A 17,795-nucleotide genomic window follows, 5' to 3' on the forward strand; every position below is an offset into this window, starting at 1 on the left:
CAAAACCCGTTTTCTGCATGAGGTTTTTACGCTTTTAAGTGACATGTCCGGTATGTCCTTTTCAAAAAACAACTTTGTTGTCACAAGCATCCAGTTGTCTATACTCACTATATACAACTATTTAGTGAGCACAGAAAGTAATTATTACCATTCGGACTTGTAAAAAGAAAAAATTTTACCGCAAGCTTTCTGAACATAAGTCAGCAAATATAAGTTTGCCTGAGCTAATAACTACCGATTAAAAGATATATTTTAAATCAAATCCCGCAATATAGTTTTTAACGGAACTGCCTGAAAAATCATAATAAAATAATCTGTCATCCATATCTTCCTTATCCTGTTTGATATAGCGGACAAAAGCATTAAGTTCATAATCACTGCCGATGAAGACCTCAGCCCCTGCGGAGTACTGCTGCTCCTTCTGTTTGACAGCGCTGTTCCTTGTCCCTTTCTTCACATAAGATGCCTTAAAATAAGGATGAACCTTATCGTTCAGTTCTGTATAAATTTCAAAATAATAACCTTCATTGTCTTTACCAAGCTGGTGACCTATTATATAGTCCTCAACGCTGTAGCCTTCCGGTATGTAGTTTACGTGGAGGTAGGTTGACCTTGATATTCTTGCTGTTTCAAACCGGAAATCAGTCTTCCCTGTTGTGAGAAACAGTCCGTAAATGTATGATTCGCCGAGGAGTTTGAGGCTTTTGCCCTTATCCTCTGTCTGCCACGGCGCAACAATATCATTCCAGTTGTACTCCACATAAAGCTTTCCGCCTTTGAGTATCCCCGTCTTTTTTAATAACGGCAGGTAAACAGACATCTCAGCACCCAGAAACTGGTCTGTGTCGTGCTCTGTTCCGCTGTTTTCATCCTTCGCTGTGAGCATATCCCAGTAATCGGACAGGCCGTATGAAGGCATCTCACTGCCCCCGTAAAAGCTTGCCCTGCTGACTGCCAGTTCAAGCCAGTCCGCAGGTTTTAATGAAAATCTGATCCCGATAAGCTGCGGATCTTTATTTTTGCGGTCATCATCGTCAAACCAGAAATTGAATATGTAATACCTGAACTGTCCCAGAAAGCCCCAGTTATAGGGTAATTCGGTTTTTATCATAGCAAATTTCTGCGGGCGGATGTTGTCGCTCATGATAAGCTGGCCGAAATAGCCGGGACCTATCTGGAGGTTATCTATCGCGCCTACATAGGCGTTATGCTTTCCGGCAAGCTTAAACTTTGCCCTTTCGATCTCCACCTCAGTTTCATCCGAGTTTCTGTAAACTCCCAGAGTATAATCAGCTGAGAGAAAGTTGGTCAGATACACACTGCCGCTGAGGCTGGCACGGTTAAATACATCGTCCCCTGTATCCTCGCCGAAATCGCCTGTAACCTGCATTCCCTCATCGGAGACATACCTGTTTTTGAGGGTTATCTCCCTCACAGGTATGAATCTGAACCCGCTCTTGCCGAATTCGTCTGTTCCATAGTATTTTCCAGCCTTCCGAGCAAATTCCTCCGTATCTTCCTCATTTCCGAAAAGATCGCGCATCTCCTTGCTGTTGCTGAAAAGAACCTCGGCCTCCCGCACTGAGACAGGCTTAAAGTTATCCGTGTAATGTATGCTGGGATTTACTGCCATGCTTCTTTCCGCAAGGCGGTAGAAATACCTGTTTGTCAGCGGTATGTCTGATGTTGCGTAGCGCCCTGCACCGAATGCGGGCAATGAAAACAGAACAAGCACAAAGGCAAGGAGCAGAGCGGATCTCTTCATGGCAGTTTCCTAAAACATCAGTTTTGTGACGGCGAACGTTGTCGCTATCTGGTACAGAATCTGCGTCACATCTTTTATATCACGCATATAACTGGGGAATTTCAGCCTTCTCGGAACAACCACAACATCCCCGGCGTTCAGTTTTACGTCATGAATGTCCTTCCACCAGAAATTACTTTTTACAAACTGGTTTGAGACCACGCTGCCGTTTGCCCTGACAACGTAAATATTATTCTTATCAGCAGACTCTGTCATGCCGCCGGAGCGGTTGAGATAGTCCGCCACTTTATTTTTATCTTTGTCATAAGCGAAGCTGGTGGCGCGGAATACTTCTCCGACAACTGTGATTGTTGACTTTCTGGCAGGTATAAACAGTTCATCGCCGTTTTCGAGCTCAAAGTCATAGTTGCTCTTTTTCAGTTCATCAATATTTACCGCATCAATAACCACTCTTCCCTCAGGCTTAAGCTCATCCAGCTTTTTGATGGTATTCTCAAGGTTCTTACTGAGGCTCTCGTTAGCTGCTATATCCTGAGCAGAGAGAGATGAAGCTATCTCCTGCGAGGACATGGCTGCAATCATGCTCTCCAGCCTCATTTTCATTTCCCTGAGATTCTCTTCCTCAATCTGTCTGGTGGATTCGCGCAGGAACTTCATCCCGTTCAGGTAAGCGTAATCTGTTGTTCCGCCCGCCCTTCTCAGGAGGTTTGACAGCCTTTCGCCTTTGGTAATCGCATACTCTCCGGGGAAAAGCACCTCGCCGGTAACTTTAACAAGCATGTTTTCCCTGAACCCGGCTACTTCCTTGATATAAACCTGATCATACGGCTGCAGCTTAACGCTGTAGCGATCCTTCATCACTTCATTGAGATTGACATCAATAACGCTGTATCTGGTTACCCCGTCAACAATTTCCATGCGGACTATCTCAGCGGAATCATAGTAGGCGTTGTCCTTGAGGTTTCCGGAGGAGATTATCAGATCTTTTATGTTCATGTCTGTTGCGTATATGTATTTTCCGGGCACGTTGACAGCACCGTTTATGCTGATTGTCTTTTTGGGATTAAACTCAAAAACAGAGTGCACAAAAAGCTTATCACCGTCTCTAAGTATCAGGTTGCTCTCAGAATTTCCGTTCATGGCATCAGCAAGGGAGATTCTGGTGAGCGCATAGTTAAAGCTTTCGTCTTTAATGCGGAAGAGATGGGCAATGTCTCTGTATGCTTCTTTTTTCAGTCCGCCTGCTTTCTTTATGAGTTCGTTCACCGTGAGGTTTTCGCTCAGGAGGTAGGAGCCTGAGTTGTTGACCTCGCCGTCCACCTCTATATAGCCTTTGGGCGAATCGGCGTACTTGGAATGAACAACCACACTGTCATCAGCATTGAGTTCAAGCTTTCTTGCTGCTTCCGCATCTATAAACCTTGTGTAGAACTTGCCGCCTATTTTACGGACAACCTCAATATTTTCCATTGATGCATCGACCGCAAAACCTCCGGCCTTCATTATCGCATCCATAACATTTGCTATTTCGGGCATTTTGTATTTGCCGGCCGCATTTACCTCACCGCTGACACTGACAAAATTCTGCGCCTTAACCTGCTCTGCCGTGAGAATGTTTATTACATCCATAGGCTGAACTTCCACGTTGTTTCCGTGATTCTGCGGGGTTTTAAGCACCTCGCCGAGGTTGAAACCTATTATCTGCTTTGTCTTTCCTTCGCCTGTGTAGCGCTCTATATATCCGTATTCAAGGGCTGTATTGCGTTTGAGCATATCTCTGTTGCTGAGAATGTCTGACAGTCTCATCCCTTTTTCAATGGAGTACATCCCGGTGAAATAAACATTCCCTTTAAGCTCAACCGAGTTTGAATCAGGAATGTCTGATTCCATAACAAAAACCTTGTCGCCGTCCCTCAGTTTTGCATTTTTGAGTGCTGTTCCGTAAACGTATGATTTTGTGACGACCTTTCCGTCATCTGCGAAGCTTCTTAAAAATATATTCTTTTTATAGCCGCTGGCCTCTATTCCGCCTGCAAAGCGAATCAGATCGGACAGACTTTCCCCGCTTTTCATGTCGAAAAATGCAGGAGTGCGCACCTTGCCCTCAAGGGTGACACGCATTGCTGTGCGCGGCACGAAGACCGTATCACCGGGACGGAGCAGGAAATCGCCCGAACTGTCGCCGTGTATTATAAGGTTGTAGAAATCTATATTCCCAACAGTGTTTCCGCCGTTTTTAACCTGAACATTCCTGATGCTGGCACGGTCGGTAAGCCCCCCGGCCATAACTATGGCGCTGGAAATATTATTAAAACTGCTGACGGTGTAATATCCCGGACGGGCAACCTCGCCCAGAACAAGCACCCTGATGCTGCGGACATTTTCAACAAGCACTTCGGCGTAAACGCCTTCCATGCTTTCGAGTATGCCTTTTATTATGTACTGAACCTCTTCAAACCTTTTGCCGGAAACCTGTACTCTTCCTGTTTCCTGTGAAATGACAGAGCCGTCGGCATTAACAGGCAGGCTCAGCGTTTTAGTTAACCTTCCCCAGATATATACCTGGAGTCTGTCGCCCGGCCCCAGAACATATTCAGAGAAGTTTACAGCATTCTGATCGGGGATGAAGTTTTCCGTGCTGTTGAATATGTTATGCCCGAAGTTTTCAAGAGGTTTAATCTCTTCTGTTTTATTATCAGTCAGGTCTTCGTATCTGCCTTCAAGGATTACCGTGTCATTATCAAGCAGCTGATACTGTGACATGCGGTAGGTGTTCTTGGGTGTATAGGTGAAGTCGGCAACCTCAGCGCCTCTGCGGTAAACTGAGATCTTCTGGAGCTTTTCAAGTTCAAGGGGGCCGCCGGCTTCCGCCACTGAATCAAGGATATTAAAGTTTTTATCCACTTTATATTTATTAGGATACTTAACAAAACCGAACACACCTATTGTTTTTGTCTCATTGTCACTCATGTATCTGAGCTGTTTTTTGACAAAAGGATCGGAAACCGGGGGCTTAGGCGGAAAGATTGATGTTGCATTATCCTGCAGAGGGAAGATAGTTCCGTTGTCATATCTCGGAAGATTGCGGAGGTGCGGATTACGCCTGTAGTCTTCTTCAGTCAGGTTGTCCATGTTCTTCGGAAGCTGGCTGTTCTTTATCTGGTTATTTCTGTCGGAAGCGTTTGTTTTGCTGCTTTTGTTATCAGTCTGAGTTTTGCCGCTGTTTAACTGCTCCTGATATTTCTCCAGCAAGCTGGGGTTATTGCGCATAATTTCGAGGGTTTCGGGGCTGACATCCGCCATATCCAAAGCATAAGCATTAGTGAAGCAGACAATAGACACGCAAATAAGAACAAATGATTTTAAAAGTCTGGCTGTCATGGTTCCTCCGAAAATAAGCAATAACTCATTTTTAGCCCATAAACTACCTTAATACAACTGAAAATGGTGATAAACAATAGTGGGACAAGAATGATGTATTAAATTCATGAGAATGGGAACAGGATTATAACTCTCGTACTGCAAATGAAGTGATGCAAAAGCAAAGTCACTCTGAGCGGAAGCGAAGAGTCTCAAGATAAAGCAATGTTCAGACCGGAATTTTCCCACGGCTCCACGGAAGGAGCCGCGCCGTGCGAAGCGAAGGTTTGCTTTGCAAGCCGCGAGCGTGTATCTAAAATTCCCATGGATGGAGGATTTTAGATTGTTAAGACAAGATGCCGCGCCGTGCGAAGCGAAGGCTTGCTTTGCAAGCCGCGAGCGTGTGCCTCAAACTGACAGGATGTACGGTTTGAGGCTGGCAAACAAGAAGATTCTTCGGCTACGCCTCAGAATGACGCAATGAACACCGTCACTCTGAGCGGAAGCGAAGAGTCTCAAGATAAACGCAACGTTCAGCATGACTGGAAACGAAAAAAGCCCGCCGGATTTCCCCGGCGGGCTTGGGTAATTTTTAAGCTTTTCTCAGTTCAGAGTAGATTAGAAAGCTACACTAAGCATGTGAGAAGCATAATAGATGGGGTCTGCATCGTACTGATCAGCGCCTGAACCGATTTCGTTAACCTGAAGGTAAGCTGCTTTAACTGTGTAGTTAAGAGCTTTGTTGATCTGGTATGAAACATACGCATCAAGTTCGTACAGGTTAATGTCTTCATAATCAGCATCATCCCAGTTGGAGAATGCGTAAACGAAAGCTGCACCAAGAGTAAGAGCATCGCTGTGAGCATAGTCAGCATACAGTTTGAAAGCAGTGTAACCAGTAAGGTCATCATGTCCTTTTCCGGGTGCAAGAGCGTTGCCGCCAAGTTCGTCAACTATGTAAGTAGTATCGAAGTCGTCAGCAAAAGCGTAACCTTTGTTAGCATCTTCGTCAGTGGAACCGTAAAGGAACACAAGACCCGCAGTTGTTTTGCCAAGCTTAGCAAAACCGTTAACATATGCACCGAAAAGGTTGTAGTCCTGACTAGCAGTAGCAGACTCGGAAACAAGTATGTCGCTTGTTACATCAGCATAAGCAAATTCAGACTCGAAGCCGAACATGCCAAGGTCGCCCTTAAGCATAACTTCAAGTTTAACCTGCTGAGTACCATCACTGTTATTAACAGTACTAGGATACTGAACGCCGCCGCTGTTTGTTACATAAGAGTTATTAGCGTAAGTAAGGTTAGCACCGTAAGTGAAAGCGCCGGTTTTGCCTACGAAGTCAACGCCGTAACCGTCGTTGTCATCTTTTTCAGAATCTTCAACTTCGTAATCGCCAGCTTCGTAGTTTTTAGTTGTCTGGAAAGTAAGTTTACCGGTTGCAACAGGAACTATAAGTTTAACTCTGTAGTTGCCTTCAACGTCGTTGCCGAAAGCTGTACCCCAGCCGCCAGTAGCCATAAGACCAGCATGGATAGCTGCTTTACCGAAGTCGTGCTCAAGGAAGGCTCTCTGGATAGTGAAGCCAGCTTCGCCGTCACCGGTTGTTTTGGCTTTCATTTCGGGATCGCCCCAAGTACCATCGTGGAAATCGCCTCTTACTGTGAAGGCTGTGCCTTTGTCAACGATGAATTTAGCCTGAACGTTACCGTCCTGCTCCCACCATGATTTCTCACCGAGTGAGTCTTCGTTAGCTCCGCCGTTTTCAACGTAGATACCCTTTACTTCCATGTAGCCGCTGAGTTTGACATCGGCTGCGAATGCTGTTGCGGCAAAAGCCACAACCATGAGAACTACTAAAAGTTTCCTCATTCTTTTTCCTCCTGTAGGTTTTTACTGTTTAAAAGGTTACCCTTTTTACTTCCACACCATTAACTCAAACTCAAATACTGTTAAAAACTAGCACAGCATTTGAGTAATGTCAACACTAACAAGAACTACCACATACGCTGTTTGTAAGTCAACGTTTTTTTGGTCAGGACACGTTTACAGGGGAGTTTAGCCCAAACTTAAGTCTCCCACAATTCAAATTAATGTGAAGTTGCAGTGTCTATTGTTGAACACAGTGTTAAACCGCTTTGATACACTTCGGCAGGGATATTTGATTCTTTAGAGAAAATATACAGAAGATCCTTCACTGCGCTCAGGATGAAACTGTCACGGCTCCACGGATGGAGCCGCGCCGTGCGAAGCGAAGGCTTGCTTTGCAAGCCGCGAGAGTGTGCCTTAAACTGACAGGATGTGCAGTTTGTGGCTGGCAAACAGGGGATCCTTCACTGCGTTCAGGATGACTTGGCGGTGCGAATCAGGATGACCGGAGTCAACCGTCACTCTGAGCGACAGCGAAGAGTCCTGAACAAATCCTCCCCGACCCTCCTTTTATTAAAGGAGGGGGTTTTAGCTTTATTACCAAAAACTTCCCCCTTTAACAAAGGGGGACTGAGGGGGATTTATTAAAAATTGCTACTTTGTTTCTATATACTCTATCTGGCTGGTAGCCTTGCGGAAAACTCCGCCAGCGATGTTTCGGAGCATGAAGAGATATGTCCTTCCGTATTCCTCATACATGTAATAATCCACAATAACGGGCTCTTTCAGGTCTGATTCCCATACTTTTGACATGGTTTTGCCTTCCCAGCCGTAGACCGCGAAAGCGGAGCCCTTGTATGAAAAGGTGTTCGGCAGCATGTTGGACATAGACTGGTTTTTTATAAGATACAGCCGTCCGTCGGTATTTACAAAGATGCGCCCTTTAAGATGCTGCCTCTGCTCCATAACCTCAAAAGCGTCTATATCCTTGATCTTCTGATTGACCTTCCTGTTTTCCTGCTCTTCCTGAAGATTGATGAACTTCGGGGTCTGACTGAACTGCTCAACGCTTTCAAAAACCTCTTCACCGTCCTTCTCCACAACAACCTTATAATCATCATTAATATATACAGGGTTGACACTGCCGTCCCTGTTGACATCCGCGTAACCAAAGCCGAAAAGCTTTTTATTCGCCGAATCAGGGATTGACTCGCCTCTCACGTAGCTGCCTTTATACTCAAGCTTCTGAATCTGTCCGACAAATGTTCCGTCGGTAGCGAGTCTCTGTGTGAGGACAACCTTTTTGCCCTTGTCGTAGCTGACTCTGGAAAAGAAGGGGAGCTTCTCTGCTTTCAGAACAAACCTTGCGCCGTCATACTCATAAACGTTTGTTTTCGCAAACTTGTCATACTCAAGCCATGAAACCAGCACTTCCTCTATGCCGTTGCCGTCCAGATCCGCACTGTCCACAGAAACAATGAAAGTTATCCCTGCGGGCTTGAGTTCTGCCTTTTTCTCAAAGGCTTTTCCGGTGAATTTATAGAAATCCACCTGAGTCTTACTCGAAACAGCGGCGAATATCTCTTCCTTGTTAATCATATGACCGACTGTCATGGTGTCATATTCCGCCTCCAGAAACTCGCTCTGGAAGGAGTCTCTGGTGAGTCTGCCGGAATCAGCCGCCTCAATATCAGCGTAGTAGGCGCTTGCTATCAGGGTTCCGGATTTCGTGTCCCTCGCTTCAAGGGATATGCCGCCTTTTTCATCCTGAGTGAATACAAGAGCTATCGCTGCGGAATCCTTAAGGGTGATATTAGGAACCTTCGCCACATCCTCCTTAAGCAGGAGCTCGATACGGGTGGGAATATTTACCGTTTTTACGGCAACCTCAACCGGAGGATTAAGCACTGCGGCATCGCCGACTTTTACCACTGCTTTTTTATCGGAAAGCTCCAGCTCGGAGTAGCCTTCAAACACGTTTTTCACAACCGCATCGCTGATCAGGACTTTTTTCCTGCCAAGAACCTGCTTGGTTATAGGGTGCGTTATCTCCTCGCCTTCTCTGTAAACTTTCAGGACAAGCCCCGGATAAACGTTTGAGGCAGAGCCCAGATCCGAATAGATCACGCTGCCGTCAACGCTGACCACATATCCGCCCATCCTGCTGAAAAGCGAATTTACATCCGAGGCGACTTTCTCAAACCTTGCCTGAGCGGCTAAGGGTAAGAGGATAAGAATAAGTACCAGTAATTTTCTCATGAGTTATCCTATAAAACGTATTTGCTGAGATCCCTGTCTTCGACTATACCCCTGAGGTGATTCTCAACATATGTGTCGTCTATCATTATATCTTTTTCCGATGTGTCCGGAGCTTCGAAGGAGATCTCCTCCAGAAGCTTTTCAAGTATGGTGTGGAGCCTTCTGGCGCCGATGTTCTCCAGTGAGCGGTTGACCTCAGTGGCTATCTCAGCTATTTTCATTATGCCGGAATCCGCAAACTCAACACTCACTCCGTCCGCCCTGAGCAGCGCCTCATACTGCCTTGTGAGGGCATTTTCCGGTTCTTTCAGTATGCGGATGAAGTCCTCCATTTCCAGTGAATCCATCTCAACCCTTATGGGAAAGCGCCCCTGAAGCTCAGGGATAAGGTCGGAAGGTTTCGCCATGTGGAAAGCTCCCGCTGCGATGAAAAGTATGTGAGAGGTGTTGACCATGCCGTGTTTGGTGTTCACTGTGGAGCCCTCGACAATAGGGAGCAGGTCCCTCTGCACACCCTCGCGGGAGACATCGCCCCCTTTGTGGGCAGCCCCTTCGCGGGCACAGATCTTGTCTATTTCATCAAGGAAGATAATGCCCGTCTGCTCCACACGGCGCAGGGCATCCTTTTTCACATCTTCCATATCTATAAGCCTGGCCGCCTCTTCCATTTCGATAACGGTTCTGGCTTCCTTAACCTTCATTTTGCGTTTTTTCTTCCTGTTCGGGAACATGTTTTTCATCATGTCCCCTATATTCATCCCAAGCTCGTCCATGCCCATGTTAGTGAGCACTTCCACCTGCGGGCCCTGCTCCTCCACATCAGCTTCGATCTCGCGTTCGTCAAGCTCGCCCGCAGCCAGCATTCTGCGGAATTTCTCGCGGGTGGATGAATCTGAGCTTTCCTCCGAGAAGCCGGGCTTTTTGGGCAGGAGAATGTCAAGGAGCCGCTCCTCTGCGTTGCGCCTGGCCTTTTCCAGAACTGCGTCCTTTTTCTCAGCCTTTACCATGGCGATGGCTATCTCAACCAGATCGCGCACCATGCTCTCAACATCACGCCCCACATAGCCCACCTCGGTGAACTTGCTGGCCTCGATCTTCATAAACGGTGCTCCGGCAAGCTTGGCAAGCCTTCTGGCGACCTCGGTCTTACCCACACCTGTGGGGCCGATGAGGATTATATTTTTCGGTGAAATCTCCTCCTGAAGCTTATCAGGAAGCTGAAGCCTGCGCCATCTGTTGCGCAGGGCAACAGCCACGGCCTTTTTGGCGTTTTTCTGGCCGACTACGTATTTATCAAGCTCTTCCACAATCTGTTTCGGCGTAAGCGCACCCTGCGCTGCCATCAGACTCTGATCGGTTTTCATATCTATAATTCCTCAACTATTATGTTCCTGTTGGTGTAGATGCAGATGTCGCCCGCTATCTCCAATGACTTCCTGACTATTTCCGCGGCGGAAAGTTCCGTGTTTTCCGTGAGCGCAACGGCTGCGGACTGTGCGAAAGGCCCGCCTGAGCCGATGGCAGCCACACCGTTATTCGGTTCCACAACATCGCCGTTGCCGGTGATTATGTACACTGCGTCCCCTCCGGCGACAACCATCATCGCCTCCAGCCTGCGGAGGTATCTGTCCGTGCGCCAGTCCTTGGCGAGTTCCACTGCTGCGCGCAGAAGCTGACCGCCGAATGTCTCAAGCTTAGCCTCGAAACGCTCCATAAGAGTGAAAGCGTCCGCCGTGGAGCCTGCGAAACCGCACAGCACTTTATCGTTATAGACTCTTCTTACCTTCTTCGCATTGTGCTTCATCACGGTGTTTCCGAAAGTGACCTGTCCGTCTGCACCTATGGCGGTTCTGCCGTTTTTTCTGACCGCTATGACCGTTGTTCCTCTAATTTCCATAATCCGTTCCCTGCTGAGTTAAAAGCTGTTCCTGAGATTTTGACAAGCCCTAATAAGGTACAAAAAACCGCATCTTATGACAAGCCGTTATATACAATATAGGAAATTTGGGCAGCATTTATGTTCAGAATCCGTCTGAAATCAGCGGTTTACTTTCAACATGAATAAAAGTATAGTTAGGGTTTGAGGAGATGCGGTATAAATGCGCGCTTTTACGGTCGGATAATGAAAAAAAGACTTTTCCCCTTTGCCCTGTGGCTCTTCGGTAAATTTATGATGCTGTACGGAAACACTTTCCGCTACCGCGTAACCGGGAAAGAAAAACTTGATGAACTTTTCAACAGCGGCAGAAGTGTCGTGTTTTTCACATGGCACAATCAGATTTTCCCCATACTCCACTTTCACAAAGGGGTTAACCTCGCCATAATAATTTCCAGCAGTAAGGACGGAGACATTATGGCGCATGTGGCGGAATCTTTCGGCTACAGAGCCGTGAGAGGCTCATCCAGCCGCAACGGCTCCAAGGCTCTCCTTGAGATAAAAAAACTGATGAACGGCACATGGCACGCCGCCATTGCCGTGGACGGTCCCAAAGGGCCTAAATATAAAATGAAGCCCGGTGCGCTTTTCCTTGCGAAAAACACCCACGGCGTTATGATGCCTGTCATATTTGACTGCAAAAGCTTTAAACGCTTCGCAAGCTGGGACGGATTCATCCTTCCTTACCCCTTTGCGAGGATAGATGTCCATTACTGTGACCCTGTTTATGTTTCGGAAGACACATCACCGGAAACCATGAAAGCAGAAATGGCCGAAATAGAGAAATCCACAATGGAGCAGACGCTTGTTTATTCTCCGAATATTGTATAACCTGTTTATAATTATACTTATTCCCTTTGCCGTGCCTATTGGGTTTCTCATTGCGCTCAGAAAAAAGGAGGATGCGGACTATTTTCAGCGGTTCGGCTTCATAACCTTCCCTGAGCCGCCCGCGAAAACCGTATGGTTTCACTGCGCAAGCGTGGGAGAAGTACGCAGCCTTAAGCAGCTTATAAACGCCTTCCGCAGACGCTATCCCGATGCGGAGTTCATGATAAGCACCACCACAGCAACAGGAAAAGCCATCGCGGAAAAGGAGCTCAAGCCCTATTTCGCTTTTCTGCTCCCCATAGAAAACCCCATTGCCATTTCCTACATTCTGTACTGCATGAATGTGAAAGCAACAGTGATTATAGACACGGAGCTCTGGCCGAACTTCATATCAAGCACCTCAAAGCATGCTCCGCTTTTCCTTGTAAACGCAAGAATATCAGACCGCAGCCTGGGCGGATACATGAAGATACGCAGGGTTATATCCCCGCTTCTCCATAAATTTGAGCATATCTTTACCAAAAGCGAAGAGGATACCGCACGATTTGCCGCACTCAAGGGCAGTTCGGAGGGAATATCCACCCTCGGAAATATAAAATTCAGCGAATTTGACGGTGAGCCGGATCTTTCAGTGATAAAACCGCTCAATGACAGACCCTTCATCGCCGCAGCCAGCACTCACAAAAGCGAAGAGGAAGCAGCGGTAAAGGCTTTCAGAAAAAGCGGCTTTGCAGGAAGGCTTATCATAGCACCCAGACACCTTAACCGCACTGACGAATGCCTCGCGCTCCTGAAAAGCTCCGGCCTGAGGGCATGCACCCTGACAGAGTTTAATCCGGACTGTGATGCTGTTGTTGTAAATGTTTTCGGCCAGCTCGAAGCGCTTTACAGAACCGCAGACAGAATCTTCATCGGCGGTTCAATCGCAAATGTCGGCGGACACAACATTTTTGAGGCTCTGCGCTTCGGACGCCATGTTGCAGTTGGGCCCAATATGCAGAATTTCAGAGAAATTTATGAACTTGCCATTAAATACAACCTCGTAACAACAGTGAAAGGCGAAGAAGAGCTTGCCGCATTTTTTGCCGCACCTGAACCGGAGGGCAGCTTCGGAGATTTCAGGGCGGAGGTGCAGGCTTCCGCCGATGAGAGACTGTCTAAGTTCCTGGAGGCAATAAAAGTTGCACTTGCTGATTAAGTTTTTTTATTTTCTTTTCGGAAAGCGGAGCCTGAAATTCCTCAGACGTATCGGCTGGCTGCTGGGCTCAGTTTTCTGGTATATTCTGCCCTCCAGACGGAAAACGGCAATCGTAAACGCGGAAATTATCGGGGCAAAAGACCCTGTGAAATGCGCCCGCGAATCATTCCGCCATACATTCATGAGCTACATGGAAGCATTCTGCATAGGCAGAGTGGATCAGGCGTTTATGGATAAGCATATTAAAATTTCCTGCCGCGGAATAAAACCGGAACCCGTTTCAGGGGAGATTATAGTTTCAGCTCATTTCGGCTGTTGGGAGCTTGCAGCACCTGTGCTTGCCCTGATAAGTCCGCTTAAAATAGGGCTTCTGGCAAGAAAAATGAAAGACCCCAAGATCGATGATTTTGTTAAAAAAAGACGCGGCTTTTCCGACAAGCTCATATACCTGCACCACAGGGACTGTGCGGATGAAGTCAACAGACTTCTGGCCTCAAACGCCCACATAGCAGCCCTTCTGGATCATGCTTCTACGGAAAAGGATTCGATCTTCATTCCCTTCTTCGGTATCAAAACCACTTTTAACAAAGGGTTGCCTATGATAGCAGTCCGCAGGAATATCCCAATACGTCCTGCGTTTATGAAAAGGACTGAAGACGGAGCTGAACTGATTTTTCTTGAGCAGATTCTGCCTGATCCTAACCTGAAACCCAAAGAACGCATAAATGATATTGCTGTGAGAATCAACAGCGCCTTTGAAGAAGTGATAAAACAGAACCCCGAACAGTGGTATCTGCTCCATAAACGGTTTAAAAAGACAGAGGATGAGAATGGAAAAGTTTCCCGCAGTTTTTATTGACCGGGACGGCACAATGAACATCGAGGCCGGATATATTGACCACCCGGACAACTTCAATCTGTACCCGTTTGTTCCGCAGGCAGTGCGCCTTCTCAACACTCACGGATTCCTTGTCATTGTCCTCACTAATCAGGCCGGAGTGGGCAGAGGCTATTTCGGGGAGGATAATGTGGAAACCCTCCACTCAAAAATGCGCTCCGAACTCAGTAAAGGCGGAGCAAGGCTTGATGCCGTATACTACTGCCCCCACCACACCTCATCCAAAGACCCGAAATACGCAGTGGACTGCAACTGCCGGAAGCCCCGGACAGGGATGATTGACAAAGCATTAAGCGAACTGCCCGTGGACACCGGAAGGATGTTCATCATCGGTGACAAAATGAGCGATATTAAGCTCGGCAGGAAAACAGGCTGCCGCACATACCTTGTAAAAACCGGCTACGGCCTCAGAGAGGCCGAGAAAAACCCCGGCGGTGCGGATGTCATAACTGATAATATCCTTTCCGCCGTTCTGGATATTCTGAAAATCAGTCAGCAAGCACAGCCGGATCAAACCCCAGCCTGAAAGCACCCCAATGCTTCCCGTTGACATATACGGGGAGCGAGAGGTCGTTCACCACCTCGCCCGTATCACGCACATAGGCCTGAAGCAGGAACTTCTTGGTGTTTTTCGCCGCTCTTATGCCTGTGTGATCATTAAAAATCCTTTTATCCCTGCTGGTGAGCATGTCAGCATCATGGTTCCCCGTGAGAGGTTTGGCAAACTTGCTGTTGTGAGTCGGCGCATAGCCGTTGGCATCAACACACAGGGCAAAAATACACCCTTTCACAGTTTTCAGGGCTTCGTCATACATTTTCTGAAACTCACCCTCCACCCTCTTGTCGTAATCGGTTGAATATTTCTGAGGATCTGTTCCTTTAACGGGGCGGTAGTTCCTGTCAAAAACATTAACACCCTGAGCGGCGTAAGCGGTCAGCTTTGACTCAAAGGCACTTTTATAATCATCCGCTTTCAAAATTATCTGCTCAAAAGTACCCTTCCCTATTTTGAAACGGGAAACAAGCTCCTGAATTATCTCGATTTTGCCGTTGAGATCATCCGTTGAGTACTTGGAATCACCCATCCGGTGTGTTACTTCGTTAGCTATACGGTGTATGTCAGAAACATTCTCATTGATCCGGTCATTGACTTTTGTGAGATCATCAAGGGAGCTTGTGATATTCTGGAGCCCGGCTGATGTCTGTTCAAAATCAGTCACCATGGACATGAACTTGACAGATGTACGCTCAACAACATCCTTGGTGAGCCCCATATGCTGGTTTATGGTTTCGGTCTGAGTTGCGGTATTCTGCACCTGACCGACTATGCTGTCTATGTTTTTGGATATTTCCTCCGTCGCCGTCTTCACTCTTTCCGCCAGCTTGCGCACCTCGTCCGCCACCACGGCGAAGCCTCTTCCGGCTTCACCCGCTCTGGCTGCTTCAATAGCCGCATTCAGCGCAAGCAGGTTTGTCTGGTCGGAAATATCCTCTATGAGCGACACAACGGTTCTGATATGTCTGGAGTTTTCCGCAAGCCCGTTCACGGTGGTGAGGAATGAGCCTATCATCAGGCTAACTTCCTGTATTTTCTCCGTTACATTTTCAAGCTCTCTGTAGGAATCACGCGCGTGGGAAAGGTTGTTCACCGTTGTGGTGCTTATCTGCACTGAGTTTGCAGCCACTGTCTCTATGGCATCCGTAACCCGCTCACTGGCTTCGAAAACCGTATTGGCGAGCACATCCTGAGTTTTGGCATCTTTAGAGGCGGCATCCACATTTTTCACAACCTTTGCTGATTCCACCCCTATATTCACTCCAAGAACCCGAACCTGCCTTATAATATCCCGGAGCTTTTCCATGAATCTGTTAAAGTTTCCGGCAAGTTCGCTCATTTCATCATATGTAAGCTGGGGCATATCCAGAGAGAGATCCCCCTCCCCTTCGCTTACCTCTTCAAGAAGAATTGAGAGCCTTTTCACCGGCCTGACAATAAGCATACGCATAAAAATGGCTGTCAGAACAGCCGCTGTGACTGAAAATACTGCAAAGAAAACAATATTCCAGAGGCTCTGGCTCATTATTGCACCGCCGATACTCTCTGCCAGTGCAGGGTCCTTTGCCGAGATAAGACCGCTTATACTTCTGCGCTGATAAAAAGAGAACGCCGTCATAAGCAGAATCTGAAAACAGACGATGCCCAGTATATTACCGAAGATTTTTTTGGTCAGGCTGTTGAAAATATTCTTTTCCAGCCACTTGTATATGTTGTAGAAAATAGCCATAGCTCACCATAACACTTTTATAAAATAACCATTGTGTAAAATAAAATTTTTTGAATTTTTTTGCAAGTCAATAAAAATATTTATAAATTGCGGTAAAACAGAAAATTTTTCAACTAAGAGCATGTATCAATAATAAAACATAGGATATTTTTTATCCGCAATCCTTAATTTTTGTTTTTCAAAACAACATCTTTCAGTAAAGAAGTAAATTAAATACTGGACAAATAGCTGATACTTCCCATAATTACCCGAAATAGCATGAGGTTCATCAATGACATTATTTCAGAAATCCAATATCAAGTCACTCGTACTCAAAAACAAAGCTGTGAGATCCGCAACATGGGAAGGCGGCGCGGATGCGGACGGAATCCCCTCTGATAAGCAGATAAATTTATATAAAGAACTGGCGGAGGGCGAAACAGGCCTGATAATAACCGGGTACATAGTTCCCTGCACTGACGGAAGGCAGACCCCCGGACAGATGATGCTGAAAGATGAGGCAGCTGTGGAAGTCTACAGAAAGCTCACTGACGCAGTGCATGCTTCCGGAGCAAAAATTGCAGGGCAGCTTGTACACTGCGGCGGACAGTCCTCTGAGCGCATGGCGGGCAGAAAACCCCTTGCCCCCTCAGCAGTGGAGGCTCCGCAGTACTCCGCAGTACCGGAAGAGCTGAGCACTGAGGAAATAATCAGGATAAAATCGGCTTTCGCAGAAACCGCAAGGTTCTGCAAAGAGGCAGGGTTTGACGCTGTGCAGCTTCACGCCGCCCACGGGTATCTGATGAATCAGTTTCTCTCCCCTGCACTGAACAAGCGCACGGATCAATACGGTGGAACCCTTGAAAACAGAGCCCGCTTCATGCTTGAAGTTCTTGCGGAAGTGAAAATCTCCGCTGGGGCGGATTTCCCTGTGATGGTAAAACTTAACGGTTCAGACAATCTGGAGGGCGGGCTTGATATTGAGGATGCGGTTCAGGCGGCAGTCCTCCTTGAAAAAGCGGGCGCTGATGCTATCGAAATAAGCGCAGGAACCCCTGCCTCCGGCAAAGACGGCGCACCAGTACGCACAGGGGTTAAAGCCGGTGCAGGAGAGGCTTATAACCTTGAATACGCTAAAAGAATACGCGCTGCCGTCTCTCTGCCCCTGATGACAGTGGGCGGATACAGAAGCTATGGGGAATGCCTCAGGGCGCTTGAAGCAGGCATGGACTTTGTCTCACTCTCTAGGCCGCTTATAAAGGAGCCCTCAATCATAAAAAGATGGGAAAGCGGAAACACAGCGCCTTCGGACTGCATTTCATGCAACGGATGTTTCAAACCCGGACTGAAAGACGGGCTGATCAGGTGCGTTATCAATAAATAGGCAGATGCCCCGCCGGATGCGGGGCGCACTT

General features: G+C 47.2%; 12 protein-coding genes. 5 read left to right on the forward strand and 7 right to left on the reverse strand.

From position 1 onward, the window contains the following. Positions 1-238: 238 nt before the first annotated feature. From OSQ85_RS06050 to hslV, 6 genes are all read right to left on the reverse strand, one after another. Positions 239-1,765 carry a capsule assembly Wzi family protein gene (locus OSQ85_RS06050; protein ID WP_265821947.1) on the reverse strand — a complete coding sequence of 509 codons (1,527 nt, stop codon included), beginning with the start codon at positions 1,763-1,765 and terminating at the stop codon, positions 239-241. 9 nt (positions 1,766-1,774) lie between these two features. Further along, a complete protein-coding gene (locus tag OSQ85_RS06055; RefSeq protein WP_265821948.1) occupies positions 1,775-5,146 on the reverse strand; it encodes an SLBB domain-containing protein in 3,372 nt (1,123 codons plus the stop codon). Positions 5,147-5,743: 597 nt separating this feature from the next. Continuing rightward, positions 5,744-6,997, reverse strand: coding sequence for a hypothetical protein (locus OSQ85_RS06060; protein WP_265821949.1), 1,254 nt, complete (start codon positions 6,995-6,997; stop codon positions 5,744-5,746). 651 nt (positions 6,998-7,648) lie between these two features. Next, positions 7,649-9,253: a hypothetical protein gene (locus OSQ85_RS06065; RefSeq protein ID WP_265821950.1), complete on the reverse strand. Its 1,605-nt coding sequence runs from the start codon at positions 9,251-9,253 to the stop codon at positions 7,649-7,651. A gap of 8 nt (positions 9,254-9,261) precedes the next feature. Beyond that, positions 9,262-10,617, reverse strand: coding sequence for an ATP-dependent protease ATPase subunit HslU (gene hslU, locus OSQ85_RS06070; protein WP_265821951.1), 1,356 nt, complete (start codon positions 10,615-10,617; stop codon positions 9,262-9,264). Between the two features lie 2 nt (positions 10,618-10,619). Beyond that, positions 10,620-11,150: an ATP-dependent protease subunit HslV gene (hslV, locus tag OSQ85_RS06075; RefSeq protein ID WP_265821952.1), complete on the reverse strand. Its 531-nt coding sequence runs from the start codon at positions 11,148-11,150 to the stop codon at positions 10,620-10,622. 225 nt (positions 11,151-11,375) lie between these two features. On the opposite strand from hslV, the gene OSQ85_RS06080 reads away from it, so the two are divergent. From OSQ85_RS06080 to OSQ85_RS06095, 4 genes are read left to right on the forward strand one after another with little or no spacing between them, the layout of a single operon-like run. Beyond that, on the forward strand, positions 11,376-12,020 hold the full coding sequence (locus tag OSQ85_RS06080; RefSeq protein ID WP_265821953.1) for a lysophospholipid acyltransferase family protein: 645 nt from the start codon (positions 11,376-11,378) through the stop codon (positions 12,018-12,020). Continuing rightward, positions 11,995-13,218, forward strand: a complete 1,224-nt coding sequence (locus tag OSQ85_RS06085; protein WP_265821954.1) for a 3-deoxy-D-manno-octulosonic acid transferase — start codon at positions 11,995-11,997, stop codon at positions 13,216-13,218. The genes OSQ85_RS06080 and OSQ85_RS06085 overlap by 26 nt, the downstream gene beginning before the upstream one ends. Continuing rightward, entirely contained in the window at positions 13,202-14,077 is an 876-nt protein-coding gene (locus tag OSQ85_RS06090; protein ID WP_265821955.1) for a lysophospholipid acyltransferase family protein, read from the forward strand. The genes OSQ85_RS06085 and OSQ85_RS06090 overlap by 17 nt, the downstream gene beginning before the upstream one ends. After that, positions 14,049-14,642, forward strand: coding sequence for a D-glycero-alpha-D-manno-heptose-1,7-bisphosphate 7-phosphatase (locus OSQ85_RS06095; RefSeq protein WP_265821956.1), 594 nt, complete (start codon positions 14,049-14,051; stop codon positions 14,640-14,642). The genes OSQ85_RS06090 and OSQ85_RS06095 overlap by 29 nt, the downstream gene beginning before the upstream one ends. On the opposite strand, the gene OSQ85_RS06100 is transcribed toward OSQ85_RS06095, so the two are convergent. Next, positions 14,605-16,401, reverse strand: coding sequence for a methyl-accepting chemotaxis protein (locus OSQ85_RS06100; RefSeq protein WP_265821957.1), 1,797 nt, complete (start codon positions 16,399-16,401; stop codon positions 14,605-14,607). The two genes, OSQ85_RS06095 and OSQ85_RS06100, sit on opposite strands and share 38 nt — an antisense overlap. Before the next feature lie 271 nt (positions 16,402-16,672). Here OSQ85_RS06100 and OSQ85_RS06105 point away from each other — a divergent pair, with 271 nt between their 5' ends. After that, complete coding sequence (locus tag OSQ85_RS06105) at positions 16,673-17,764, forward strand: NADH:flavin oxidoreductase (protein WP_265821958.1); 1,092 nt, start codon at positions 16,673-16,675, stop codon at positions 17,762-17,764. The last annotated feature ends 31 nt before the right edge of the window (positions 17,765-17,795 follow it).

This window comes from Geovibrio ferrireducens, assembly GCF_026226615.1.
Classification (GTDB): Bacteria; Chrysiogenota; Deferribacteres; order Deferribacterales; family Geovibrionaceae; genus Geovibrio; species Geovibrio ferrireducens.